The sequence below is a fragment of the Falsiroseomonas oleicola genome (assembly GCF_019029495.1).
Classification (GTDB): Bacteria; Pseudomonadota; Alphaproteobacteria; order Acetobacterales; family Acetobacteraceae; genus Falsiroseomonas; species Falsiroseomonas oleicola.
Genome location: NZ_JAERQM010000002.1, coordinates 493,884 through 516,582, shown reverse-complemented (window position 1 = coordinate 516,582; position 22,699 = coordinate 493,884). Strand labels below are relative to the sequence as shown.

23 protein-coding genes and 1 pseudogene are annotated in these 22,699 nt (G+C 71.4%); 12 read left to right on the top strand and 12 right to left on the bottom strand.

What is annotated here, in order from left to right; all coding sequences use genetic code 11:
* Positions 1-38 precede the first annotated feature (38 nt).
* From JJQ90_RS09210 to JJQ90_RS09200, 3 genes are read right to left on the bottom strand one after another with little or no spacing between them, the layout of a single operon-like run.
* Positions 39-1,232 carry an AI-2E family transporter gene (locus JJQ90_RS09210; protein ID WP_230410509.1) on the bottom strand — a complete coding sequence of 398 codons (1,194 nt, stop codon included), beginning with the start codon at positions 1,230-1,232 and terminating at the stop codon, positions 39-41.
* Positions 1,229-1,810 (bottom strand): CDP-alcohol phosphatidyltransferase family protein, encoded by a 582-nt coding sequence (locus JJQ90_RS09205; RefSeq protein WP_230410508.1) that lies wholly within the window; start codon positions 1,808-1,810, stop codon positions 1,229-1,231. Before JJQ90_RS09205 ends, JJQ90_RS09210 begins: the two co-directional genes overlap by 4 nt.
* The gene (locus JJQ90_RS09200; protein ID WP_216874580.1) at positions 1,794-2,540 is read right to left on the bottom strand and encodes a hypothetical protein; all 747 of its coding nucleotides are present in this window, start codon (positions 2,538-2,540) and stop codon (positions 1,794-1,796) included. Before JJQ90_RS09200 ends, JJQ90_RS09205 begins: the two co-directional genes overlap by 17 nt.
* 117 nt (positions 2,541-2,657) lie before the next feature.
* On the opposite strand from JJQ90_RS09200, the gene purM reads away from it, so the two are divergent.
* From purM to JJQ90_RS09185, 3 genes are read left to right on the top strand one after another with little or no spacing between them, the layout of a single operon-like run.
* Positions 2,658-3,719 (top strand): phosphoribosylformylglycinamidine cyclo-ligase, encoded by a 1,062-nt coding sequence (gene purM, locus JJQ90_RS09195; protein ID WP_216874578.1) that lies wholly within the window; start codon positions 2,658-2,660, stop codon positions 3,717-3,719.
* 2 nt (positions 3,720-3,721) lie between these two features.
* Positions 3,722-4,399 (top strand): phosphoribosylglycinamide formyltransferase, encoded by a 678-nt coding sequence (gene purN, locus JJQ90_RS09190; protein WP_216874576.1) that lies wholly within the window; start codon positions 3,722-3,724, stop codon positions 4,397-4,399.
* A gap of 17 nt (positions 4,400-4,416) precedes the next feature.
* Positions 4,417-4,575, top strand: coding sequence for an aa3-type cytochrome c oxidase subunit IV (locus JJQ90_RS09185; RefSeq protein ID WP_216874574.1), 159 nt, complete (start codon positions 4,417-4,419; stop codon positions 4,573-4,575).
* 64 nt (positions 4,576-4,639) lie between these two features.
* Here the strand turns inward: JJQ90_RS09185 and ndk are convergent, their stop codons facing one another.
* Both ndk and JJQ90_RS09175 read right to left on the bottom strand, forming a co-directional pair.
* Entirely contained in the window at positions 4,640-5,062 is a 423-nt protein-coding gene (ndk, locus tag JJQ90_RS09180) for a nucleoside-diphosphate kinase (protein ID WP_216874572.1), read from the bottom strand.
* A gap of 68 nt (positions 5,063-5,130) precedes the next feature.
* A complete protein-coding gene (locus JJQ90_RS09175; RefSeq protein WP_216874570.1) occupies positions 5,131-5,616 on the bottom strand; it encodes a nucleoside deaminase in 486 nt (161 codons plus the stop codon).
* A 78-nt stretch (positions 5,617-5,694) separates the two neighbouring features.
* On the opposite strand from JJQ90_RS09175, the gene JJQ90_RS09170 reads away from it, so the two are divergent.
* Positions 5,695-7,563 carry an ABC-F family ATP-binding cassette domain-containing protein gene (locus tag JJQ90_RS09170; protein ID WP_216874568.1) on the top strand — a complete coding sequence of 623 codons (1,869 nt, stop codon included), beginning with the start codon at positions 5,695-5,697 and terminating at the stop codon, positions 7,561-7,563.
* Positions 7,564-7,847: 284 nt separating this feature from the next.
* A complete protein-coding gene (locus JJQ90_RS09165; protein ID WP_216874566.1) occupies positions 7,848-8,807 on the top strand; it encodes a Bug family tripartite tricarboxylate transporter substrate binding protein in 960 nt (319 codons plus the stop codon).
* Between the two features lie 84 nt (positions 8,808-8,891).
* On the opposite strand, the pseudogene JJQ90_RS27620 reads toward JJQ90_RS09165, so the two are convergent.
* The 4 genes and pseudogenes from JJQ90_RS27620 to JJQ90_RS09140 all read right to left on the bottom strand — a co-directional run.
* Positions 8,892-9,527: pseudogene (locus tag JJQ90_RS27620) on the bottom strand (N-acetylmuramoyl-L-alanine amidase); the annotation flags it as partial.
* 224 nt (positions 9,528-9,751) lie between these two features.
* Entirely contained in the window at positions 9,752-10,210 is a 459-nt protein-coding gene (locus tag JJQ90_RS09150; RefSeq protein ID WP_216874564.1) for a DNA polymerase III subunit chi, read from the bottom strand.
* The gene (locus JJQ90_RS09145; protein ID WP_216874562.1) at positions 10,210-11,499 is read right to left on the bottom strand and encodes a leucyl aminopeptidase family protein; all 1,290 of its coding nucleotides are present in this window, start codon (positions 11,497-11,499) and stop codon (positions 10,210-10,212) included. Before JJQ90_RS09145 ends, JJQ90_RS09150 begins: the two co-directional genes overlap by 1 nt.
* Positions 11,500-11,801: 302 nt before the next feature.
* A complete protein-coding gene (locus tag JJQ90_RS09140) occupies positions 11,802-13,289 on the bottom strand; it encodes a leucyl aminopeptidase (protein WP_216874560.1) in 1,488 nt (495 codons plus the stop codon).
* A gap of 108 nt (positions 13,290-13,397) precedes the next feature.
* Here JJQ90_RS09140 and cysQ point away from each other — a divergent pair, with 108 nt between their 5' ends.
* Together cysQ and JJQ90_RS09130 are read left to right on the top strand one after the other, a co-directional pair.
* Positions 13,398-14,156, top strand: a complete 759-nt coding sequence (gene cysQ / locus JJQ90_RS09135; protein WP_216874558.1) for a 3'(2'),5'-bisphosphate nucleotidase CysQ — start codon at positions 13,398-13,400, stop codon at positions 14,154-14,156.
* Positions 14,153-15,124, top strand: a complete 972-nt coding sequence (locus JJQ90_RS09130) for an L-threonylcarbamoyladenylate synthase (RefSeq protein ID WP_216874556.1) — start codon at positions 14,153-14,155, stop codon at positions 15,122-15,124. The genes cysQ and JJQ90_RS09130 overlap by 4 nt, the downstream gene beginning before the upstream one ends.
* Before the next feature lie 85 nt (positions 15,125-15,209).
* On the opposite strand, the gene JJQ90_RS09125 is transcribed toward JJQ90_RS09130, so the two are convergent.
* The 3 genes from JJQ90_RS09125 to JJQ90_RS09115 all read right to left on the bottom strand — a co-directional run bounded on the left by JJQ90_RS09125 (position 15,210) and on the right by JJQ90_RS09115 (position 17,952).
* The gene (locus tag JJQ90_RS09125) at positions 15,210-15,599 is read right to left on the bottom strand and encodes a hypothetical protein (RefSeq protein ID WP_216874554.1); all 390 of its coding nucleotides are present in this window, start codon (positions 15,597-15,599) and stop codon (positions 15,210-15,212) included.
* Positions 15,600-15,815: 216 nt separating this feature from the next.
* Complete coding sequence (locus tag JJQ90_RS09120) at positions 15,816-16,865, bottom strand: alpha/beta hydrolase family protein (protein ID WP_230410505.1); 1,050 nt, start codon at positions 16,863-16,865, stop codon at positions 15,816-15,818.
* Positions 16,866-16,977: 112 nt separating this feature from the next.
* Complete coding sequence (locus JJQ90_RS09115; protein ID WP_216874552.1) at positions 16,978-17,952, bottom strand: Bug family tripartite tricarboxylate transporter substrate binding protein; 975 nt, start codon at positions 17,950-17,952, stop codon at positions 16,978-16,980.
* 149 nt (positions 17,953-18,101) lie between these two features.
* On the opposite strand from JJQ90_RS09115, the gene JJQ90_RS09110 reads away from it, so the two are divergent.
* From JJQ90_RS09110 to JJQ90_RS09090, 5 genes are all read left to right on the top strand, one after another.
* Positions 18,102-18,674, top strand: a complete 573-nt coding sequence (locus tag JJQ90_RS09110; protein WP_216874550.1) for a chromate transporter — start codon at positions 18,102-18,104, stop codon at positions 18,672-18,674.
* Positions 18,671-19,201 carry a chromate transporter gene (locus tag JJQ90_RS09105; RefSeq protein WP_216874548.1) on the top strand — a complete coding sequence of 177 codons (531 nt, stop codon included), beginning with the start codon at positions 18,671-18,673 and terminating at the stop codon, positions 19,199-19,201. The genes JJQ90_RS09110 and JJQ90_RS09105 overlap by 4 nt, the downstream gene beginning before the upstream one ends.
* A 26-nt stretch (positions 19,202-19,227) precedes the next feature.
* Positions 19,228-20,667 (top strand): FAD-binding oxidoreductase, encoded by a 1,440-nt coding sequence (locus JJQ90_RS09100; RefSeq protein WP_216874546.1) that lies wholly within the window; start codon positions 19,228-19,230, stop codon positions 20,665-20,667.
* A gap of 29 nt (positions 20,668-20,696) precedes the next feature.
* The gene (locus JJQ90_RS09095) at positions 20,697-21,377 is read left to right on the top strand and encodes a trypsin-like peptidase domain-containing protein (RefSeq protein WP_216874544.1); all 681 of its coding nucleotides are present in this window, start codon (positions 20,697-20,699) and stop codon (positions 21,375-21,377) included.
* Between the two features lie 66 nt (positions 21,378-21,443).
* Positions 21,444-22,616, top strand: a complete 1,173-nt coding sequence (locus JJQ90_RS09090) for an LptF/LptG family permease (protein WP_216874542.1) — start codon at positions 21,444-21,446, stop codon at positions 22,614-22,616.
* The last annotated feature ends 83 nt before the right edge of the window (positions 22,617-22,699 follow it).

The window sequence follows — 22,699 nt, the reverse complement described above, 5'->3', positions numbered from 1 at the left end:
CCGGGTCGAGAATATCCAGGGTGGGGGCGCCCCGCCCCTCACCCGCTGCCCGTTCGCGGCGGGTCCAGATACAGCGGGCTTTCCAGGTAGCGCCGCAGCCAGTAGCGGGCGACCACGCCGATGGCGGCGGCCATCGGCACCGCCAGCAGCACGCCGAGGAAGCCGAAGGCGACGCCGCCGGCGAACAGCGCAAAGATCACCCAGACGGCGTGCAGCTCCACCCGGTCGCCCAGCAGCCGGGGGTAGATCACATAGCCCTCCACGATCTGGCCGATGACGAAGACGGCGACCACCAGCCCCACCTCGTTCCAGGTGCCGAACTGCGCCATCGCCAGCACCACCGCGGTGACGAAGCCGGTCATCGACCCGACATAGGGGATGAAGGACAGCAGCCCCGCCATCAGCCCCACGGTCAGCCCCAGCTCCAGCCCCACCGCCGAAAGTCCCGCCGCGTAGAAGGCGGCCAGGATGGCGCAGCACAGAAGCTGGCCGCGCAGCCAGGCGGACAGCACGCGGTCCGTGTCGAAGGCCAGTTGCCGCAGCGTCTGGGCGGATTTGCGCGGCAGCCAACTGTCGATGCGGGTCATCACCCGCTGCCAGTCGCGCAGCAGGTAGAAGCCGACGATCGGCGTCACCACCAGCAGGGTGAAGACGTTGAACAGCGCAACGCCGCCGCCGATCAGCCGCGCCACGGCGGTGCCGAGGAAGGTCACCACCTGCCCGGCCTGGCCGATCACCAGGTCCCGCAGCTGCGAATCCACCACCTCCGGCCCAAAGGCGTTCTGCGCCGCTTCCAGCGCCTGGCGCACCGCCTGGCCGATGCCGGTGACATAGGCAGGCATGCGCACCACCAGCACGCCGATCTGCGCCACCAGCAGCGGATAGAGCAGCAGCATGGCGAGCAGCGCCGTCGCCGTCAGACCCAGCACCAGCAGGAAGGCGGCAATGGAGCGCGGCACGCCGATGCGGGCCAGCCGCGTCGTGGGTGGGTCGAGGAAATAGGCGATGCAGCCGGCCAGGACGAAAGGCGTCAGGATGGCGGAGAACAGCCAGATGGCGAAGAACAGCGCCGTCAGCCCGCCGATCACCAGCGTCCAGCGTTCGGCCCGGGTGGCGACGCGGCCGGGCTGCACCGGGGGCGGCAGCGGCGCCGGGCCGGGGCGCGGCTTTGGCAGGTCGCCGGCCGGCATCGGTACGGCCGGCGGCAGGCCGGGGGGGCGAAAACCGCTCATCCGCCGCGCCGCGCCGCCTGCACCACATAGGCCGCGCCGGAGGCCAGGGTGGTGCCGGCCACCAGCAGGATGGCGGCATCGAGCAGCGCCCGGGCGCCCAGCCCGTAGCCGGCCAGGAGCAAGGCGAGGGCCGCGAGGCCGATCTGAAGCACGGTGTTCAGCTTGGAAATCCAGAGCGGTTTGATCAGCGGGGGCTGCCCAAGCATATACAATGCCAGCACGCCGCCGACGATCAGCAGATCGCGGAACACCACCAGGATCGCCAGCCAGTCCGGCAGCACGCCGAGCACCGCCAGCGTGACATAGACCGAGACCAGCAGCGCCTTGTCCGCCACCGGGTCCATCAGCGCGCCGAGGGCGGAGCGGCTGTTGCGCACCCGCGCCAGCCAGCCATCCAGCCCATCCGAGATGCCGGCGGCGACGAAGACCCAGAAGGCGATGTCCAGGCGATGCTGCAGCATCAGCCAGATGGCGCCGGGAACGGCGCAAAGCCGGGCGAAGGTGATGGCATTGGGCAGCGTGAACAGCCCGGCATCGGGGACCTTCGCCTGCGGTGGCGTGTCAGCGGGTTCCTGCAAGGCTGAGGCGCCATCCCTCGCCGGCGCTTGGGGCAGGCGGCGGGCCGGGGGCGGCCATGCGCCGGTCGATCAGCGTCGGGGACATCATCAGCCCGGTCGCCGCCAGGTCCATCGCCGCCTGCGCCGGCTGGCTGCGCAGGCCGAGGCGCAGGCGGGCCTGGTCGCCGGCGACGCTCACCACATCCACCCGCGCCACGGGACCCGCGGCGCTCAGGCGGCGGGTGATCTCCACCCATTCGGCGAAGCCGCGATAGCTGGCCAGGGCCTCCACCGTCGCGACGGCCGGGCCGGTGGCGGCCGCGGCGACCGGCGTCTCCGGCCCGCCGCCGGGGGAGGTTTCGGTGGAGGAGCCGGTGGACGCCCCGGGCGGCGCATCGGGGTTGGCGGGCAGGCGGCCGCCGGCGGCGGCAACGCGCTGCGGGTTGAAGTTCACCGTGATTCGGGCGGTGTAGGTGCGGGCCGAAATCCGCTCCGATTCGATAATCAGGGAGCGGACCATGGAATCGATCTGGGCGGCGGAGGCGGAGGTGCTCATGCCCAGCGCCGCGGCCATCCGCTCATAGGCCAGACGCTGGCCGGCGTTCAGCGCCTGTTCGCGCGCCAGCACCGCCGTCTCCGCCGTTGCCTCGGCCGGCACGCCGCGCTGCACCAGCGGGTTGTCCTGCGCCTGGGCCATGGGCGCCATGAGCAGAAGGGTCAGCAGGCCGAGGGCGCGCATTGCGAAGGCCACGCGCGCGTGGTTGTTTCCGCGCCGCTGGCCCCGCCACGGGCGGACCGGCATCATCCTGCTGACCAGCATCTCGCCATCCTTTTCCGTTCTCAGCCGCATACCCGATCGGGGGCCGCCATGACCAGCCTGACCTACCGTGACGCGGGGGTGGATATCGAAGCCGGCGACGCGCTGGTGGAGGCCATCAAGCCCCTGGCGCGCAGCACCGACCGTAGCGGAACGATGGGCGGGCTCGGCGGTTTCGGGGCCTTGTTCGATCTGAAGGCGGCGGGGTTCAAGGATCCGGTGCTGGTCTCCTCCACCGATGGGGTGGGGACCAAGCTGAAGCTGGCGATCGACAGCGGCATCCATGGCTTCGTCGGCCAGGACCTGGTGGCGATGTGCGTCAACGACCTGGTGGTGCAGGGCGCGGAGCCGCTGTTTTTCCTCGATTACTTCGCGACCGGCAAGCTGGAGGTGGCGCAGGCCGCCGCGGTGGTGGGCGGCATCGCGGAAGGCTGCCGCATCGCCGGCTGCGCTTTGGTGGGCGGCGAGACGGCGGAGATGCCGGGGCTCTACAAGGGCGGCGACTACGACCTGGCCGGCTTCACGGTGGGCGCGGCGGAGCGGGACGCGCTGCTGCCGAAGCCGGATGTGGGCCCGGGCGACGTGCTGCTCGGGCTGGCCAGTTCCGGGGTGCATTCCAACGGGTTCTCGCTGGTGCGGCGCATCCTGGAAGGCACCAACCTGACCATGTCCGCCCCCGCCCCCTTCGCCGGCGGCGGCACGGTGGCGGAGGCGCTGCTGGTGCCGACGCGGATCTACGTGAAGCCGGTGCTGGCGCTGCACAAGGCCGGGCTGCTGAAGGCGGCCGCCCATATCACCGGCGGCGGCCTGCCGGGCAACCTGCCGCGGGTGCTGCCGGAGGGTGTGGTCGCCGCGCTGGATGCCGGCGCCTGGACCCTGCCGCCGGTCTTCGGCTGGCTGGCGCGGACCGGGAATGTCGCGGCGGAGGAGATGCTGCGCGTCTTCAATTGCGGGCTCGGCATGGTGCTGGTGGTGGCGGAGGGCGATGCCGAGGCCGCGCAGGCCCAGCTTCAGGCGGCCGGGGAGACGGTGTTCCGGATCGGTGCGCTGGAGGCCGGGGAGGGCAAGGCCGGCGTGCGGATCGACAATCTGCGGCCTGGCTGGCCGGGGTGACCATGCGCGTCGCCATCCTGATCTCCGGCCGCGGCAGCAACATGGCCGCCGTGCTGCGCGCGGCGGCGGTGCCGGGCTATCCGGCGACCATCGCGCTGGTGCTGTCGAACCGGGTGGATGCGGCCGGGCTGGCGGTGGCACAGGCGGCGGGCGTGCCGACCGCGGTGGTGGAAAGCCGCTCCTTCAAGGGCGACCGCGCGGGGTTCGAGCTGGCGATGGAGGCGGAACTCGCCCGCCACGGGGTGGAGCTGGTGGCGCTGGCCGGCTTCATGCGGGTGCTGACGGAGGGGTTCGTGGCGCGCTGGCGCGACCGGCTGGTGAATATCCACCCCTCGCTGCTGCCGCTGTTCAAGGGGCTGGATACCCACAACCGGGCGCTGGAGGCCGGCGTGAAGCTGCATGGCTGCAGCGTGCATCTGGTGCGCTTCGGCGTGGATGAGGGGCCGATCCTGGCCCAGGCCGCGGTACCGGTGCTGCCGGAGGATGACGAGGCGTCGCTGGCGGCGCGGGTGCTGGAACAGGAACATCGCATTTACCCGGCCGCGATAGCCTGGCTGGCCGCCGGGCTGGTGCGGGTGGAGGGCGATGTGGTGCGGGTCGCGGCCCCGGCCGCCTCCGGCGCCCTCGCCAACCCCTTGCCCGCCTTCGCGCCGCTTCCTACAACCGCCGCCACAAGCTGACCCGCACGAGGACCCCCATGGCCGAACAGGCGCCGACCTACGAGATGATCGAAGTCAAGGCCGAGGACATCATGGCCGAGCGCGAGGGCCTCTATTCGGGCTTCCTGCGCGCCACCGTCTGGGGCATCGGCATCACCGTCGCCATCCTGGTGCTGATGTGGATTTTCCTGGTCTGAGAGGGGCCTGACCCCCTCACCCAACCCTCTCCCCCAAAGCGGGGGAGAGGGCCTTGGCGAAAAATCAGCCGACGATTTCGGTGCCGGCGAAGAAGTAGGCGATCTCGATCGCGGCGTTCTCCAGGCTGTCGGAGCCATGGACGGAATTCGCCTCGATGCTCTCGGCGAACAGCTTGCGCACGGTGCCCTCGGCGGCGTTCGCCGGGTTGGTGGCGCCCATCACGTCGCGGTGCTTGGCAACCGCGTTCTCGCCTTCCAGGACCTGCACGACCACGGGGCCGGAGATCATGAAGCTCACCAGATCGTTGAAGAAGCCACGCTCCTTGTGCACGCCGTAGAAGGCCTCGGCCTGGGCGCGCGTCATGTGGATGCGCTTCTGGGCGACGATGCGCAGGCCGGCTTCCTCGAACACGGCATTGATCTTGCCGGTCAGGTTGCGCCGGGTGGCGTCGGGCTTGAGGATGCTGAAGGTGCGCTCGATGGCCATAATGGTGATCCTTGGTTGGTGGCGCGCCGGATAGGCGGGGTTTCACGCGTGCGCAAGGGTCGGGGCGGTTAAGCCTGCCTGGCCCAGGCCTCCAGCACCCCCACCGCCTCCGCCACCAGCGCCCGCCGCGCCTTCATCCGATGCGTGCCGATGGGGGCGGAGGTCTCCAGGCGCAGCGCCACGCTGTCCACCCGGACGCGGCGGTCCGGTCCAAGGGCGGCCAGCACGCGGGCGCTATCGGCCATGGCAGCCGCAAAAACCACCGCCTCCACCTTGGCGATCTGCATCGCGGCGACACAGAGCGCGCAGGGCTCGCAGCTGGTGAAGACGGTGCAGCCGCTGAGGTCCAGCGTGCCGAGCCGGTTGCAGGCATCGCGCATCGCCTCCGTCTCCCCATGCGAGGTCGGGTCGAGCTTGCCGATCGCCTGGTTGAACCCCTCCCCCACCACCTGCCCGTCCTTCACCACCACGGCGCCGAAGGGCTGCGCGCCGGGGGTGGCGGCGGCCTGGGCTGAAAGCGCGATGGCGCGGCGCATGAAGGTCTCGTCGGTCATGGGTCAGGGCCTGTCTGGAGGAGGCGGCAGCTTGAAGCCCCTACGCCTTGCGGGGAAGGCCGGCTATGAAGCCGTCCCATGACCGTTCTCATCATCCGCGACCTCACCATCCGCTTTGGCGGGCGGGAATTGCTCAACGGGGCCGAGCTGACGCTCGACACCGGCCACAAGGTCGGCCTTGTCGGCCGCAACGGTGCCGGCAAGTCCACCTTGCTCAAGGCCATCACCAAGGAGCTGATCCCGGATGGCGGCGAGATCCGCCTGGCCGCCCGCGCCCGCATGGGCGTGGTGGCGCAGGAGGCGCCGGGGGGTGAGTCCAGCCTGCTGGAGGCGGTGCTGGAGGCGGATACCGAACGGGCGGAGCTGCTCGGCGCCCTGGAACGCGACGACCAGGCGCATCGCGTGGCGGAAATCCATGAACGGCTGATGGCGATCCAGGCCGATGCGGCGCCGGCCCGCGCGGCGACGGTGCTGGCCGGCCTCGGCTTCGACGCGGCGGCGCAGGCGCGGCCGCTGAATTCCTTCTCCGGCGGCTGGCGCATGCGCGTGGCGCTGGCCCGCGCGCTGTTCCTGGAGCCGGATCTGCTGCTGCTGGACGAGCCGACCAACCACCTCGACCTGGAGGCGACGCTGTGGCTGGAGGGATGGCTCAGCCGCTTCGCCGGCGCAGCCATCATCGTCAGCCATGATCGCGGGCTGCTGGACCGGGCGGTGGATGGGATCGCGCATCTCGATCGCGGCAAGATCCTCTACTACCCCGGCAATTACGAACGCTTCGTCCGCATCCGCACGGAACGCGCGGCGCAGGTGGAGGCGCAGCGCGGCAAGATCGCGGCGCAGCGGGCGCATATGCAGTCCTTCGTGGACCGCTTCCGCGCCAAGGCGACCAAGGCCAAGCAGGCGCAGTCCCGCATCAAGGCGCTGGAAAAGCTGCCGGTGATCGAATCGGTGGTCGAGGACGCCGCCAGCACCTTCAACTTCCCCGAGCCGGAGGAGCTGGCGCCCCCCGTGCTCGCCCTGGAACAGGTCGATGTCGGCTATGGCGGCCCGCCGATCCTGAAGGGCCTCGACCTGCGCATCGACCAGGACGACCGCATCGCCTTGCTGGGCGCGAACGGCAACGGCAAGTCCACATTGGCAAAGCTGCTGGCGGGGCGGCTGGGGCCGTCGCGCGGCACGGTGAAGCGAGCGCCGCGGCTGCGCGTCGGCTTCTTCGCGCAGCATCAGTCGGAGGATCTGGACGCCAGCGGCACGCCGCTGTCGCACATGCAATCCGCGCTGCCCAGCGCCACCATCAGCCAGTGCCGCAGCCAGCTCGCCCGTTTCGGCCTGACGGTGGAACGCGCTGAGACGAAGATCGCGAATTGCTCGGGCGGCGAGAAGGCGCGGCTTCTGCTGGCGCTCTGCACCCGCGACGCGCCGCAATTGCTGATCCTGGACGAGCCGACCAACCACCTCGACATCGATGCGCGGGAGGCGATGGTGCGCGCCTTGGCCGATTACGGCGGCGCCGTGCTCATCATCACCCACGACCCGCATCTGGTGGAGCTGGTGGCCGACCGGCTGTGGCTGGTGACGGATGGCACCGTGCGCAATTTCGACGGCGACATGGACGAATACCGCACCCTGCTGGCCGAGCGCGCCCGGGGTGGCGGCGGCCGGGAGGCGGAGGCCGGCGGCAAGGCCACCGAGCGCCGCAAATCCGCCAGCAGCCGCGCCGCCCTCGCACCGATGCGCACCCGCCTGCGGGAGATCGAGAAGGAAATCGAGAAACTGGCGCTGGAGCGCAAGCTGATCGAGCGGCGCCTCTCCGACCCCGCGACCTATGCCAAGCGCAAGCCGGAGGACATCACCTGGGCCAATACCCGCCAGGTGGTCATCGCCCGTCAGACCGCGGCGCTGGAGGAGGAGTGGCTGAAGTTGTCGGAGCAGTTGGACGCGGCCTGACGGACCGCACCACCTCCTCCTCCGCCAGGGTCCGGCGCAGGAAGGTGGGCCAGAGCGCCCGTTGCGTGCAGGGCTCGGCGGGGGCCCGCGTGCCAAGGGGCGGGCGGATGACGGGCGTGTCGGCGTGCATGGCCTCACCCTCTCGTTGGAAAACCGGCGTTAAGGCAGCCTGAACCGGCAGGCCCGCGCCGCGCAATCAAAACCGGGGAGGTGCCGGGGAGGTGATGGGCCTTGACGCCCCCCGGCGCGATTGCGACACGGCAGGAAAGCCCGGGAGAACGACCATGATCCGCCGCCGCAGCCTCGCCGCCCTGCCCTTCCTCGGCCTTGCCGCGCCGGCACTGGCCCAAGGTGGCGGCACCATCCGCCTGATCGTTCCCGCCCCGCCCGGCGGCCCCACCGACATCCTGGCGCGGCTGACCGGCGAACGCGCCGCCGCGACCCTCGGCCAGCCGGTGGTGGTGGACAACCGCGCCGGCGCCGGCGGGGTGATCGGGGCGGAGGCCGCGACCCGCGCCGCGCCGGACGGGCTGACCATCATGGTCGGCCACAACCAGACCCATGCCTCCAACCAGTCGATGATGGCGCGCCTGCCCTTCCATGTGGTGGAGGGCTTCACGCCGATCGCCAAGCTGGGGACGGTGCATCACGCCACGGTGGTGCCGGCCAATTCGCGGGCGCGGAGCATGGCGGAACTGGCGGCGATGGGGCGCGATGGCGGGCGGGTGACCTATGCCTCCTCCCAGGCCGGCTCGGCCAGCCATGTGATCTCGGAGACCTTCGTCCGCCGGTCGAACATGAATGCGACGCATGTGCCCTATCGCGGCGCGGCGCCGGCGGCGACCGATACGGTGGCGGGGGTGGTGGATTTCTACACCTCCACCTTCCCGACCGTGGCCGGGCTGATCCGCGACGGGCGGCTGCGGGCGCTTCAGGTGGGGGCGCCGGCGCGGCTGGCGGATTTCCCGGATGTGCCGACCTCCGCCGAGGCGGGCGTGCCCTTCATGGCGGTGGATGCCTGGTTCGGCCTGTTCGGCCCGGCCGGCGTGCCGGCGCCGGTGGCCGAACGCCTGGCGGCGGCCTTCCTCGGGGCGCTGGAAGTGCCGGAGGTGCAGCAGCGCCTGCGCGCCGCCGGCTTCACGCTGGACCCGCTGCGCCCGGCCGCCTTCGCCGAATTCCAGCGCCGGGAAGTGTCGCGCTGGGCGGAGATGGTGCAGCTGACCGGGGTGAAGCTGGAGGATTGAGGGGGGCCTCTCCACCCGACGGGGGAAGGCGCCGTGGACGAAACCGTCCGGCACGGCGTCGCCATGGAGGTCCACCAGGCGCCAATCCCCCTCCTCCCGCAGCGCCCGCAGCCGCGCGCCGGGTGGCAGCTTGCCGATGACGGAAAAGCCCGTGCCGGGGCCGCCGCGCAGGTTCAGATTGTCCCGCGACGCGACCTCGAAGGCGCCGAGGTCGTTCGCCGCCAGCGCGGCATCCAGGTTCTGGAAGCGCGCCATCGGAAAGGCCGGGCCGGGGTCCTGCTTGCGGCCGGGGGAGATGTCGTCATGGCCGACCACCTCCTGGATGGTCGGATAGGCGGTGAGGATGGCGCGCGTCAGCGCCTCCACCGCCTTGAGCTGCGCTTCCGGATAGGCCTCCCACCCCATGATCCGGCCACCGTTCTTATGCGCGGCGACCACCACCTCCGCCTCCGGCAGCACGCGGCCGAGGCCGGCGCGGGTCCAGCCTGAACCCTCCTTCCGGTCGAGCCAGCCGAGATTGGCGATCTCGATGCCGATGGAGCAGCCGTTCAGCCCGTCATGCCCGCGCCAGTGGGACGGGCCGGCATGATGCGCGAGGCGGTCGCAGGGCACGGTCTGGATCACCGTGCCATCGCGATCGATGAAGAAATGCGCCGACAACCCGCGATCCTGGATGGCGCGCACGGAATTCCGCGCCGATCCGCCAGCCGTATAGTGCATGACCAGGAAGCGGGGCGTGATGGCGCGCCCGACATGCGGTGACGCGTCGAAGTGCACGCCCTTCAGACGGTGGTTCTCGATCTGCATGATGGCTTTCCCAAGGGAGGCGTCGGCCGCTGCCAGGGGCAACGGGTGACGGCAGGCCCACGGGCAGGGCTTCGCCGTGGTCTAGGAATATTATCTGTTTCGGTCTTTAAAATGCAAGCCTGAAGCGTCGGACCCGTTCAGGCCTTCTTTTCCCAGCCCCGCGCGCCCTGCTGCCAATAGGTCAGGGCATGGCCGGCCGCCTTGGCCGCCCGCCAGCGGGCGCGCGCCGCGGCCACCGCCTGGTCATCGCCGCCATCGAACAGGTCCAGCACGCGGTCGAAGGCCTCCAGCCGGGCGCTCTCCGTCCCCTCCAGCAGGAACAGGAATTTCGCGCCATTGGGCGCACCCTCCGGCCCCGCATCCTCGGTGGTCAGCCAGATCGGCTGCAAGGTCGCATGGCCCAGTCGCGGCGTGCCATGCGGCAGCCAGTCCGGGTCCTGGGAGGTCCAGAGCGCGGCGTCCAGCGCCTCCAGCCGCGCCGGCTCGGCCATGCGAACCATCGCCCGGCCACCGCCCGCCAGCACCCGGCCCAGCAGCTTGGGCAGGACCTGTTCCAGCGGGCTGCGGGTCAGGTGGTAGAATCCGTAATCGGCCATCAGGGGCGGCCACCAACTGGTTCCGGAGGCTCCTCATACTGCGCCGCGACCAGCCGATCCAGCAGCCTGACGCCGAAGCCCGTGGGGCCGGCGGGACCCAGCGCATCCTCCTTGTCCCGCGTATCCACGCCCGCAATGTCCAGATGCGCCCAGGGCGTGGCCTCCCCCACGAAGGTCTCCAGGAAGGCCGCCGCATGGCTGGCATCGGGCTGGAAGCGCAGCCCCGCCGGCATGCATTGGCGGATATCGGCGATGTCGGAGCGCAAATCCTCCCGATGCCGCGCACCGATCGGCATGGGCCAGAGATGCTCCCCCGCCTCCTCCCCCGCCGCCGCCAGGGCTGCCAGCAGCGCCGCGTCATTGCCGAACAGGCCGGCGCGATGGTGCCCCAGCGCCGTGACCACCGCCCCGGTCAGCGTCGCCGCATCCACCACCACCCGCGGCCGCAACGCCGTCACCGCATGGTGCAGCGCATCGGCCAGCACCAGCCGCCCCTCCGCATCCGTGTCCACCACCTCCACCGTCCGGCCCGAGGCGGTGCGCAGCACATCGCCGGGGCGATAAGACTCAGCGCCCGTCGCATTCTCCGCGATCGCCAGCACCGCCATCGCCGGCGCCGGAGAGCGCCGCAAGGCCAAGGCCAGCAGCGCCCCCGCGCAGGCCGCCGCCCCCGCCATGTCGGCGCGCATGGACTCCATACCCTTGGCCGGCTTGATCGAAATGCCGCCCGTGTCGAAGACCAGCCCCTTGCCCACGAAGACCACCGGCGGCGCCTCGAACCCACCCCGCCAGCGCAGCACCACCAGCCGCGGCGGGCTGGCACTGCCACCCCCGACCGCCAGCAAAGCCCCGAACCCCGCCCGCGTCAGCCGCTTGCGACCCCAGACCTCCACCTCGATCCCGAACTCGGCCAGACCCTCCAGCCGCTTCGCGAAGCTGCGCGTCGTCAGATGATTGGCCGGCTCCGCAACCAGATCCCGGGCGAACACACAGCCCCGAACCCCCGCCTCAACCCCCTCCCAAGCCTCCCGGCACGCCGCCGGGTCATCGACCAGCACCGTCACCCGCTCCAGCCCCGGCGTCCCCCGCGTCCGATGCGCGACAAACCGCCAGGCCCGCAGCACCATCCCCGCCACGAACGCCGCCACATCCCCCGGCGCCCGCCCCTCCAGCACCACCTGCACCTGCGGCCGCTCCAACACCCGCGCCGCCGCACCCGCCCCCGCCTCCTCCCACGCCCGCCGCCCGACCGGCACAGACCCGCCACCACCCTCCAGGGGCCAGGCCACGGGATGCGCCGGATCGGCCGGGGGGCGTTTGAAACGAGGCTTCAGCATGAGGGTGCGTGGGTGGCTTGCAGGGGGACGCCGTCCCCCTGCACCCCCTGCCAAAGGGACAGTGGTCCCTTTGGAATCCCGTTAAGGGGCAGGAAGGAGGAGGGGCATGGCGGGACCGCGGGTTCAGCGCGCGCGCTGGCCCCTCCTCCTTCCTGCCCCTCATCCATGGGTTCGAAGGGGCCACTGCCCCTTCGCGGGAGGGTGCAGGGAGGGCGGAGCCCTCCTTGCAAGACCACCCGCGCAGCCTTCATCGCTCAGCCCTCGTCCCAATCCGCGACCAGCCGGTCCAGGAGGCGCACCCCGTAGGCCGTGGCGCCCTTCGGGATGGTGGGGTGGTCCTTGTTGGTCCAGGCGGTGCCGGCGATGTCGAGGTGGGCCCAGGGCATGGGGCCGTGTTTGGTGTTGATGAAGCGTTGGATGAATTGGGCGGCGGTGATGGCGCCGCCCGGGCGGCCGCCGACGTTTTTCATGTCGGCGATGTCGGAGCGGATGGCTTTGTCGTAGGCGTCGCCGAGGGGCATGCGCCAGGCGGCTTCGCCGGTGAGCTGGCCGGCGGCGAGGATGCGCTGGGCGAGGTCGTCGTCGTTGGAGAAGAGGCCGGCGTGTTCGTGGCCCAGCGCCACGATGATGGCGCCGGTCAGGGTCGCCAGGTCGATCATGCAGCGCGGTTCGAAGCGTTCCTGGCAGTACCAGAGCACGTCGGCGAGGACGAGGCGGCCTTCGGCGTCGGTGTTGATGACTTCGATGGTCTGGCCGGAATAGGATTTCACCACGTCGCCGGGCCGCTGGGCGGTGCCGGAGGGCATGTTCTCGACCAGGCCGATCAGGCCGACGACGTCAACCTTGGCCTTCCGGCCGGCGAGGGCCGCCATCAGGCCGACGACGGTGCCGGCGCCGGCCATGTCCCACTTCATGTCTTCCATGCCGCCGGCGGGCTTGATGGAGATGCCGCCGGTGTCGAAGGTGACGCCCTTGCCGATGAAGGCGAGGGGCTTGGCCTTTTTGGATTTCGGCGCGCCCTTCCACTGCATGACGACCAGGCGCGGTTCCTGGGCGCTGCCCATGGAGACGCCGAGCAGGGCGCCGAAGCCGAGGCGCTTCATCTCCTTCGGGCCGAGGATTTCGACCTCGACGCCGAGCTTTTCGAGCGCCTTGCAGCGGTCGGCGAATTCGGTGGGGTGCAGGATGTTGGGCGGTTCGCTGACCAGTTCGCGGGTCAGGAAGACGCCGTCGGCGACGGCGCGCATCGGCGCGAAGGCGTGCTTGGCGGCGCTGGTGTCGGAGGTCGCGAAGGCGATGCGTTCGAGCTTCGGCTTGTCTTCCTCCTTCTCCTTCGTGCGGTAGCGGTCGAAGCGCCAGGAGCGCAGCAGGGCGCCCATGGCGAGGGAGGCGGCGAGGGCGGGCGGCAGGGTGTCGGCGGCGATGGTCGCCTCCCGGTCCTGGGCCAAAGCCGGGATCAGGCTGCCGCCGGCGGCCTCGGCGGCCTGGGGGGTGAGGTCGGCGAGCTTGCCGAGGCCGATGGCGACGACCTTGGAGAGATTGCCGCCGGGCGCCCAGAGCGTGGTGGTCTGGCCCTTGCGGCCCTTGAAGCCGGCGGCCTCCAGCGCCCGGGTCAGGGCGCCGCCGGTCGCGGCATCGGCCTCGGCGTGGAGGCCGGTGGCTGGGGTATCGGCTTCGGGAAGCGGCAGCACCAGGGTGGCGGAGCGTGGCAGGGTGGGCTTCACGAAGGCGATATCGGGCATGGGGACGTGATCCGACGAATTTTTGTGACGCCCAGCCTATCATCCCGCGCGGGCTTCGTCGCAAGCGGGGCCTCGCTTGCGCGGCGCGGCGCGGCTAGAGGCTGGACCATGGATGAGGACGAGCTTCTGGCGCTGGCGGAGCGCCTGGCCGCGCAGGCGGCGGCGGCGATCATGGCGGTGCGCGCGGCCGGCTTCGTGGTGGAGCGCAAGCGCGACCATTCGCCGGTGACGGTGGCCGACCGGATCGCGGAGGCGCTGATCGTCGAGGGGCTGTTGCTAGCCGCGCCGGGCATCCCGGTTGTGGCGGAGGAGGCGCATGAGGCCAGCGCCGTGGCCGTGCCGCAGGGGCGCTTCTGGCTGGTCGATCCGCTGGACGGCACGCGGGATTTTGCCGAGGGGCTGGACGGCTATGCCGTGAATATCGGGCTGGTGGCGAATGGGCGGCCGGTGCTGGGCGCCGTGGCCCTGCCGGCGTTCGAAGAAGTGTTTTCGGGGATCGTGGGGCGCGGCGCCTGGAAGCTGGCGGCGGGCGAAAGGCGGCCGATCCTGGCGCGGGCGCTGGCGCGGGACCCGGTGGCGATGGTCAGCCGCCGGCATGGGCGGGACCCCCGCATCGTCGATTTCCTGGCCGATCGCGGCGTGGCGCAGCTGGTGCCGCTGGGCTCGGCGGCCAAGCTGTGCCGGGTGGCGGAGGGGGCGGCGGATCTCTATCCGCGCCGGGGGCCGACCATGGAATGGGACACGGCGGCGCCGGAGGCGGTGCTGATCGCGGCGGGGGGACGCATGGCGGATTGGGACGGGGTGGCGCTGCGCTATGGCAAGCCGGGCTGGCGCAATCCCGGCTTCCTGGCGGAGGGGCGCGCGTGACACGGCTGCTGACCGATCCGGCCGAGGCCGCCGCGCTGCTTTGCGCGGGCGAGCTGGTCGCCTTCCCCAGCGAGACGGTCTACGGCCTGGGCGCCGATGCCTGGAACGGCGCCGCGGTGGCCGCCGTGTTCACGGCCAAGGGCCGACCGCATTTCAACCCGCTGATCTGCCATTTTGCGAGTTCCGAGGCGGCCTTTGCGGAGGTGGTGGCGGATGCCCGCGCCAGGGCGCTGGCCCAGAAATTCTGGCCGGGGCCGCTGACGCTGGTGCTGCCGCGCCGGCCATCCTGCCGGGTGGATCTGCTGGCGGGCGCGGGGCTCGACACGCTGGCGGTGCGGGTGCCGGCACATGCGGCGACGCTGGCGATGCTGCGGCAGGTGGCGCGGCCCATCGCCGGGCCTTCCGCCAACCGCTCCGGCCAGGTCAGCCCGACCAGCGCCGCCCATGTGCTGGCCGGGCTCGCGGGGCGCATCGCGGCGGTGCTGGAGGGGGGCGACTGCCCGGTTGGGGTGGAGAGCACGGTGCTCGACCTGACCGGCGCGGGGGCGGTGCTGCTGCGCCCCGGCGGGGTGCCGGCGGCGGCCATCGAGGCGGTGATCGGCCGGGTCGGCCGCCCTTTGCCGCTGGCCACCGCCGAGGCCACGCGCAGCCTGCGCAGCCCGGGGATGCTGCTGTCCCATTACGCCCCCAGCCTGCCGCTGCGGCTGGAGGCGCAGGCGGTGACGGGCGCGGAAGCGCTGCTCGCCTTCGGGCCGAGGCCGCTGCCGGGCGCGGGGGCGCTGTGGAACCTGTCGCCCGGCGGCGATGTGGCGGAAGCCGCGACGCGGCTGTTCTCCGGCCTGCGCTGGCTGGATGCGGAAGGGCAGCGCCTGGGGCTGACGGGGATGGCCGCGATGCCGGTGCCGGCGGAGGGGTTGGGGGAGGCGATCCTGGATCGCCTGGCGCGGGCCGCAGCGCCGCGAGAATGAAGGGCGGGGGGATGGTGGGCGCATCTTGCGCCGGGCAGGCACGTGTTGTGTCGGCGGATGGAACTAGGGTGGATGGATTGAGGGGTCAGGCCCCCTGCGAGACCCCTCGGCCGCTGGCCACCTCATCTTCGGGCGCATAGGCGGTCAGCGCGCGTTGCAGCATGGCGGTCAGCCGTGCGGCGACATCCGGATTGGCCTCGGCGGTCACGTTGCCGTCATCGGCCTGCGCGCTGAACAGCACATTCAGCATCGCGGCGCTGAGGCTCGCCTGCGGCTGGCCGGCGGAGGACGCGACGGCGTCGTCCGGATCGCTCTCCGGCACCGCGCCTGCGGTGATTCCTGCCGGGGACTGGGCAAGTCCTGCCGAGGCGGAGGCGGCATTTGCTGCCGGGTCCTCCTCACGCGGCAGGCGCCGGTCCCGCATCTGTTGCAGCAGGGCGGCGCTTATGGCGCCACCCGAGCCTGAAAGCTCCATCGTGGAGTCTCCTGAACCCGGCGGCGGAATGCCGCGGGACGGAACCCGTCATTCACGCGGCGTGCCGCGACGGGGAGGCGCGCCGGTCACAACCCCTTGCTGCCGGCGGCCGCCACTCCATTTTGGAAGGCAGCCGGATGCCGGCGGGTCGATGACGGTACACATGGTGGACCGACTGGGTTTTCCAAGTCGTTAACGCGGCCAGGCCATGTGAAGTTAGCGCCACAAGCCCTTGGTGGCCAGCCAATCTTGCACCAACTGCGCGACCTCGTCCGAATTGCGGTCCATCATGATCATGTGGCTGTTGCCGCGGATGCCGCGTTCCGGCAGGTCCACCACATCGACGCTGCCGCCAGCCGCCCGCACCGCTTCGGCGAAGCGCACGCCATTGCCGCGGATGGTGGGCCAGCGGCTGTCCTGGGCGATATAGTCGCCATAGACCATCAGCACAGGGATATTGCGCAGCGCCGCCACCTTGGCGATGTCGCCGATCGCCGCCGGCTCGATCAGCACCAAGGCGCGCACCTTGTCCGGCCGTTCCTGCGCCGCGCGCCAGCCGAACAGCCCCGCCTGGCTATGCGCCACCACGACCGAGGGCCCCACGCGGTCGAGCAGCGCCAGATAGGCCTCCAGCGTCATGCCATCCGTGGTGGTGAAGCGCGGCACGATCTGGCGCATGAAGTTCATGTAGCTGTCGCGATCGGCCGGGAACTGGTTGCCGGGCAGAACCTCCCCGCGCGCAAAACTGCCCTGACCGGCGCCGATGCGGAAACGCTCGAAGGGGTTGTCCACGGTCAGCAGCACCGGCTGGCCGCCCGTCTGGTCCGGGATCATGGTCCAGCCGGCGCGGCCGCGCTCCACGGCGTCGGAGACATAGGTGGGCCAGCCGCGGCGGAGGAAGAAGTTCTGCCAGCCCTCGCGGCCATCCGGCGTCGATTCCCAGGTCACGCCGGTCAGGCCGCCGCCATGCCACAGCAGCATCGGCGCCTGGCCGCGCGGATTGGCCGGGATCATGTACTGGGCATACATGCTGCCCATCAGATAGGTGCCGTTCGGATCGACCCGGGCGGGCACGCCACCCGGGGTGAACAGCACTTCCCGCACCGGCTGGCCGGAGATCACCACCTCCCGCCCCCCGACATGCAGGCTGCCCCAGCTTTGCAGCGTCACAGGGGGCTGGGTGGTGCCGGCTTGTTGCGCGCTGGCGGGCATGGATGGGCCGGCCACCACGGCGGCCAGCGCCATGGCGAGGATGGTCTTGTGCATGGTCTCACTCCCTCGGACCCCGGTCGTGCCGGGTAACGCGGAGTGGATCACGCGGCGCGGCGGACCGCCATTCCCCGCGGGCATGGCTGCCACCGCGCCTGTGCCACGATGCTCAATCCACCGTGATGCCGGCCTGGCGCACCACCGTCGCCCAGCGCTCCCGCTCCCACTTGATGAGCGCGGCGAAGCCGGCGCCGTCCATGGAGGAAGGCTCGGCACCCTCGTCCCGCAGGCGGCGCACCACATCCGGGTTGGACAGCGCGGCGCGCATGGAGGCGAAGATATGGGCGCGGATCGGCTCCGGCGTGCCCTTCGGCGCCAGGATGCCGTACCAGGCGGTCGCCTTGTAGGTGGGGATGGTCTCGGCGACGGTCGGGATGTTCGGGAACAGCGACATGCGCGCCTCCCCGGTCACCGCCAGCGGCCGCACCGCATTGCTGTTCATCAGCCCGACCACGGAAGGCAGGGTGGTGACCATGAAATGCAGATGGCCGGCGACGACATCGGTCAGCGCCGGGGCGGCGCCGCGGAAGGGCACGTGCTCGGCCTGCAGCCCCGTCATCTGCAGCATCAGCGCCGCCGCCAGGTGGCTGGCAGAGCCGTTGGAGGCGCTGGCATAGTTCACCCGGCCATTGGCGGCCCGGATCTCGGCCAGCAGTTCCGGCAGGGTGGTGGCCTTCGACGCCGGGCCAACCACCACGATCAGCGGCGCATCGGCGACCAGCCCGATCGGCTCCAGCGCCGTCTCGGGGTTCACCCGCATGTTGCGGAACAGGGAGACGTTGACGCTCATCGGGCCGTGATTGCCCATCAGCAGCGTGTAGCCATCCGGCCGGGCGCTGGCGACCTGCTCGGTCGCGATATTGCCGCCGGCGCCGGGGCGGTTTTCCACGACCAGGGTCTGGCCCAGGCTGGGCGTCATCGCCGCGCCCAGGGTGCGGGCGATCAGGTCGGTGCCGCCGCCGGGGGCGAAGGCCAGCAGCAGGCGGACCGGGCGGGTGGGATAGGCCTCCTGCGCGATGGCCGAGCCAGCGCCGAGAAGGGGTGCGCCGAGGCTGGCGGCAAGCAGGGTGCGGCGGTCGAGCATGGAGGCTCCTTGGGACGTAGCGGCGCATTTACCCTGCGCCTGCCAGTCTTTCGCAATGGTTGCCAGCGCGGGGCTGGGATGCACACAGGATGCTGGCGCGGAGCCATCGGGGGGCTTGATCCGCCGCGCGGCGCGCGGTCACCTGCGGCATGTCAGAATCCCCGGCACGGCCGCGCCCCAGCGTCGCGGCGCTGTTTCTCACCTACCTCAAGATCGGGCTGGTCGGCTTCGGCGGCGTCAATGCCTGGGCGCGGCGCGTGCTGGTGGAGGAAAAGCGCTGGGTGACGGAGCAGGAATATGCCGAGGTGCTGGGCCTGGGCCAGGTGCTGCCCGGCCCCAATGCGCTGAATGTGGCGATCCAGCTCGGCGACCGTTTCGGCGGCGGCCGGGGCGCGCTGGCGGCGAGTGTCGGGCTGTTCGGCGGGCCGCTGGTCGTGCTGATCGGGCTGGCGGTGCTGCATGATGCCTATGGCGACCTGCCGATGGTGCAGGCGGTGCTGGCCGGCACGGCGGCGGCGGCGGCCGGCATGATCCTCGGCACCGCCGCCAAGATCACCACCAACCTGAAGCCGGCCTGGCCGATCCTGGCGGTGGGCCTCGCCGCGCTGCTGGGCGGTTCCGTGCTGCGGCTGCCGCTGCCCTGGATCGTGCTGGGCCTGGCCCCCTTCGGCATCCTGGCCGCCTGGTGGACGCTCCGACACCCTGGGAGGGTGCGGCCATGAGCGATGGCGAGGATGTGCTGGGCCAACTCGCGCTCGGCTTCCTGGCGATCTCCCTGATCGCGGTCGGTGGCGGCATCGCCGTGGTGCCGGAGATGAACCGGCTGGCGGTCGATGTGCATGGCTGGATGACCAATGAGCGCTTCGCCCAGCTTTTCGCTTTGGCGCAGGCGGCGCCGGGGCCGAATGTGCTGGTGGTGGGGCTGATCGGCTGGCATGTGGCCGGGCTGACCGGGATGCTGGTGGCCACCCTGGCGATGACCGGGCCGGCCGGGCTGCTGGCCTACGGCTTTTCCCGCATGCGGACGCGGCTGTCCGGTGCGGCCTGGCTGCGGGTGACGGAAAAGGGGCTGGTGCCGATCGCGGTCGGGCTGATCTTCTCCTCCGGCATCATCCTGGCGCAGGCGGCGGCGGTGCATTGGACCGCGCTGGTGGTGACCATCGGCTCCACCCTCTTCGTCTGGCGGACGGAGTTCTCGCCGCTCTGGGTGCTGGTGGCGGGCGCGCTGCTGGGCGCGGTTTTCCTCTAGCCGTCGTTCCTGTAGGAGGCCTGACCATGCCCGACACAAGCGCTGCCTCCCCCACCCCACCCGGCCTGCTGGATGCCCTGGCCGCCCTGCTCGGCCCGCGCGGCCTGCTGACGGCGCCGGAAGACCTGGAACCGCATCTGGCCGATTGGCGGGCGCTGTACCGCGGCGCCACGCCCTGCGTGATCCGGCCCGCGGATACGGCGGAGCTGGCGGCGGCGGTGAAGCTGTGTGCCTCGGCCGGGGTGCCGATGGTGCCGCAGGGGGGCAATACCTCGATGGTCGGCGGCGCCACGCCGGATGAATCGGGGCGGCAGGTGGTGGTCAGCCTGGCCCGGCTGAACCGCATCCGCGCCATCGACCCGGTGGACATGACCATGACGGCGGAGGCGGGCGTGGTGCTGAAGGCGGCGCAGAACGCCGCGGCCGATTCCGGCTGCCTGTTCCCGCTCAGCCTGGGCGCCGAGGGCACGGCCACCATCGGCGGCGTGCTGTCCACCAATGCCGGCGGCAATACCACCGTGCGCTACGGCAATGCCCGCGAGCTGATGCTGGGGCTCGAGGTGGTGCTGCCGGACGGCCAGATCTGGGACGGGCTGCGCCGGCTGCGCAAGGACAATACCGGCTACGCCCTGCGCCACCTGTTCACCGGGGCGGAGGGCACGCTGGGCTTCATCACCGCCGCCGTGCTGCGCATGTATCCCCGCCCGCGCGACACCGCGCTGGCCTTCTGCGCCGTGGCGGATGAGGACGCGGCGCTGGCCCTGTTCCGCCGCTTCCGCGACCGGGACGAAAGCGCCGTGCGCGCCTTCGAATACATGTCCGGCACCGGCGTCGATTTTTGCCTGACGCATATCGAGGGCATCACGCTGCCTGTCCAGGCGCGGGCCGACCACTACGTGCTGGTCGACCTCGCCTCCCCCCGCCCCGATGCCGGGCTGCGCGACATGGCGGAGTCCCTGCTCGGCGAGGCGATGGAGGCCGGCGAGGTGCTGGACGCCGTGCTCGCCGAATCCGAGGCCCAGGCCCAGAAACTGTGGAAGATCCGGGAGGAGCATCCGGAGGCGCAGAAGCGCGAGGGCGCCTCGGTGAAGTCCGACGTCTCCGTCCCCGTCTCCCGCGTGCCGGAGATGATCCGGCGCTGCTCGGCCGATCTGCGGAAGCTGATCCCCGGCAGCCGGCCGGTGCCCTTCGGCCATATCGGCGACGGCAATATCCACATGAACCTGGAACAGCCGCCGGGCATGGACCCCGCCGCCTTCCTGGCCCGCAGCCATGACATCATGGATTGCGTGAACGCCGTGGTGCGGGAGATGGATGGCTCCTTCAGCGCGGAACACGGCATCGGCCGGCTCAAGACCGACATGATGCCGGATTGGCGGGGCGGGGCGGAGCTGGACACGATGCGGCGCATCAAGACGGCGCTGGACCCCTGGGGCCTGATGAATCCCGGCAAGGTCTTTCCCTGACGCCCTGGGCGGCGCTGCTGTCCCTGCCGATGCTGGTGGCCTGCGCCACGGCGCCGGCCCCGCGTGCGCCCGACCCGGCGCTGCTGGCCGCCACCGCCGTGGCACGGATCCGCTCCGGCGAATCCGCGCGCTGCCTGGCGACGGGGGCGGCGATCCATCTCGGTGGCGGGCATTTCGTGACCGCGGCGCATGTGGTGGATGGCTCGGCCCAGACGGCGCGCGGCGTCTGCCCGGGTGGCGCGGGGGCGCTGGCGATCTCGGTCGCCGGCACTGTCGCGCCGGTGCGGCTGTTGCGCGCGGGGCAGGACCACATCGATCGCGACTTCGGCCAGCGCTACCTGGGCGGGGAGGATGTGGCGCTGCTGCGCGCGGCCGGCCCCCTGCCGAGCCTCGGCCGCGCCACGCCCTGCGCCGCCCCGCCTGTGCCGGGCGCCCCCGCCCTGCTCGTCACCCCGCGCCGGTCGCAGCGGACCCGTCTGCTGGGGCTGGTGGCGGAAGCCGATCCGCGCTTCGGCGCCTATCTGGAAATCCCGGAGACGCTGGCCCAGGGCGAATCGGGTGGCGCGGTGTTCGAATCGGCCTCGGGCTGCCTTGCCGGGCTGGTCAGCCATCGCGACGACCCGGCGCCGGGCGAGACCGGCCCGCCCCGCACGAGGCTGGTGCCGGCCGCCGTGATCGGCCGTTTCATCGCGCCCCTCACGGGCCCGTGACCCGCTTCGTGACGGCCCCGGCAGGCGCTTTGCCGCGCCCCCCCCAGCCCTGCTAGAAGGGGTGGGATGACCCGGATCGACAGCTACATCCTGCGCCAATTGCTGGGCGGCCTGCTGGCGGTGACCTGCGGCCTCGCGGCGCTGGTCTGGCTGACCCAGTCGCTGCGCTTCATCGAGCTGGTGCTGGATCGCGGCCTGTCGATGGCGGTCTTCGTCCAACTCACCGGGCTGATGCTGCCCGGATTCATCGCGGTGATCCTGCCGATCACCACCTTCGTGGTGGTGCTGTTCATCTATGTGCGGATGAATTCGGACCGGGAACTGGTGGTGCTGCGCGCCGCCGGCCTGTCGCAACTCCGCCTCGCCCGGCCGGCCCTGGTGCTGGCCATGGCCTCGGTCGGCATCGGCTACATGCTGAACCTGTGGCTGGTGCCGATGTCCCACACCGCCTTCCGCATCTGGCAGTATGAAATCCGCAACGAAATGGCGGCGATCCTGGTGCAGGAAGGCGTGTTCTCCTCGGTCGGTGGCGACCTGACAGTCTATGCCCGGCTGCGCGACCGGGACGGCACGCTTCGCGGCATCCTGGTGCATGATGCGCGGGAAGCGGGCGCGCCGGCCACCATCCTGGCCGAGGTGGGGCGCATCTCCAACGGCCCCTTCGGGCCGCGCGTGACGCTTCAGAACGGCGTGCGCCAGCAGATGGAACGGGTGCCACCGCCCGCCAATGCGCCGCCGGGCACGCCCGCGACCATGCGGCTGTCCGTGCTCAGCTTCAACGAGAACAGCGTCGACCTGGCCCGCGCCACGCGGCAGGAGGAGGTGCGCTTCCGGGATTCGCGGGAACGCGGCATCACCGAATTGCTGCACCCGGACCCGGAGGAACAGCTTCGCCCGCGCGACCAGACCCGTTTCGTAGCGGAGGCGCATCAGCGCCTGTCGGCACCGCTGACGGCGATGACCTTCGCCCTGGTCGGCATGGCCGTGGCGCTGACCGGCCAGTTCCGGCGCCATGGCGGCGGGCTGCGGCTGGCGATCGGCGTCGGGCTTGTGGTCGGGCTGCTGGCGGTGGGGCTGACCATCGGCAACCTGGCGACACGGGACAATGCCTTCGTCTGGCTCATCTGGGCGCATGCCACCCTGCCCGGGGTGGTCGCCGTCTGGTGGCTGCTCGGCGCGCCGGGCCTGCCGCGCTTCCGACCCGCCCCGATGCCCGCCGCCCGCGAGCTTGCGAATTAATGCCCGACAGCGCTGGCATCACAGGAATCATCCCATGATCCCGACGGGCATTCCTTCGCCAGCTCGATTCTCCGACGGCATCT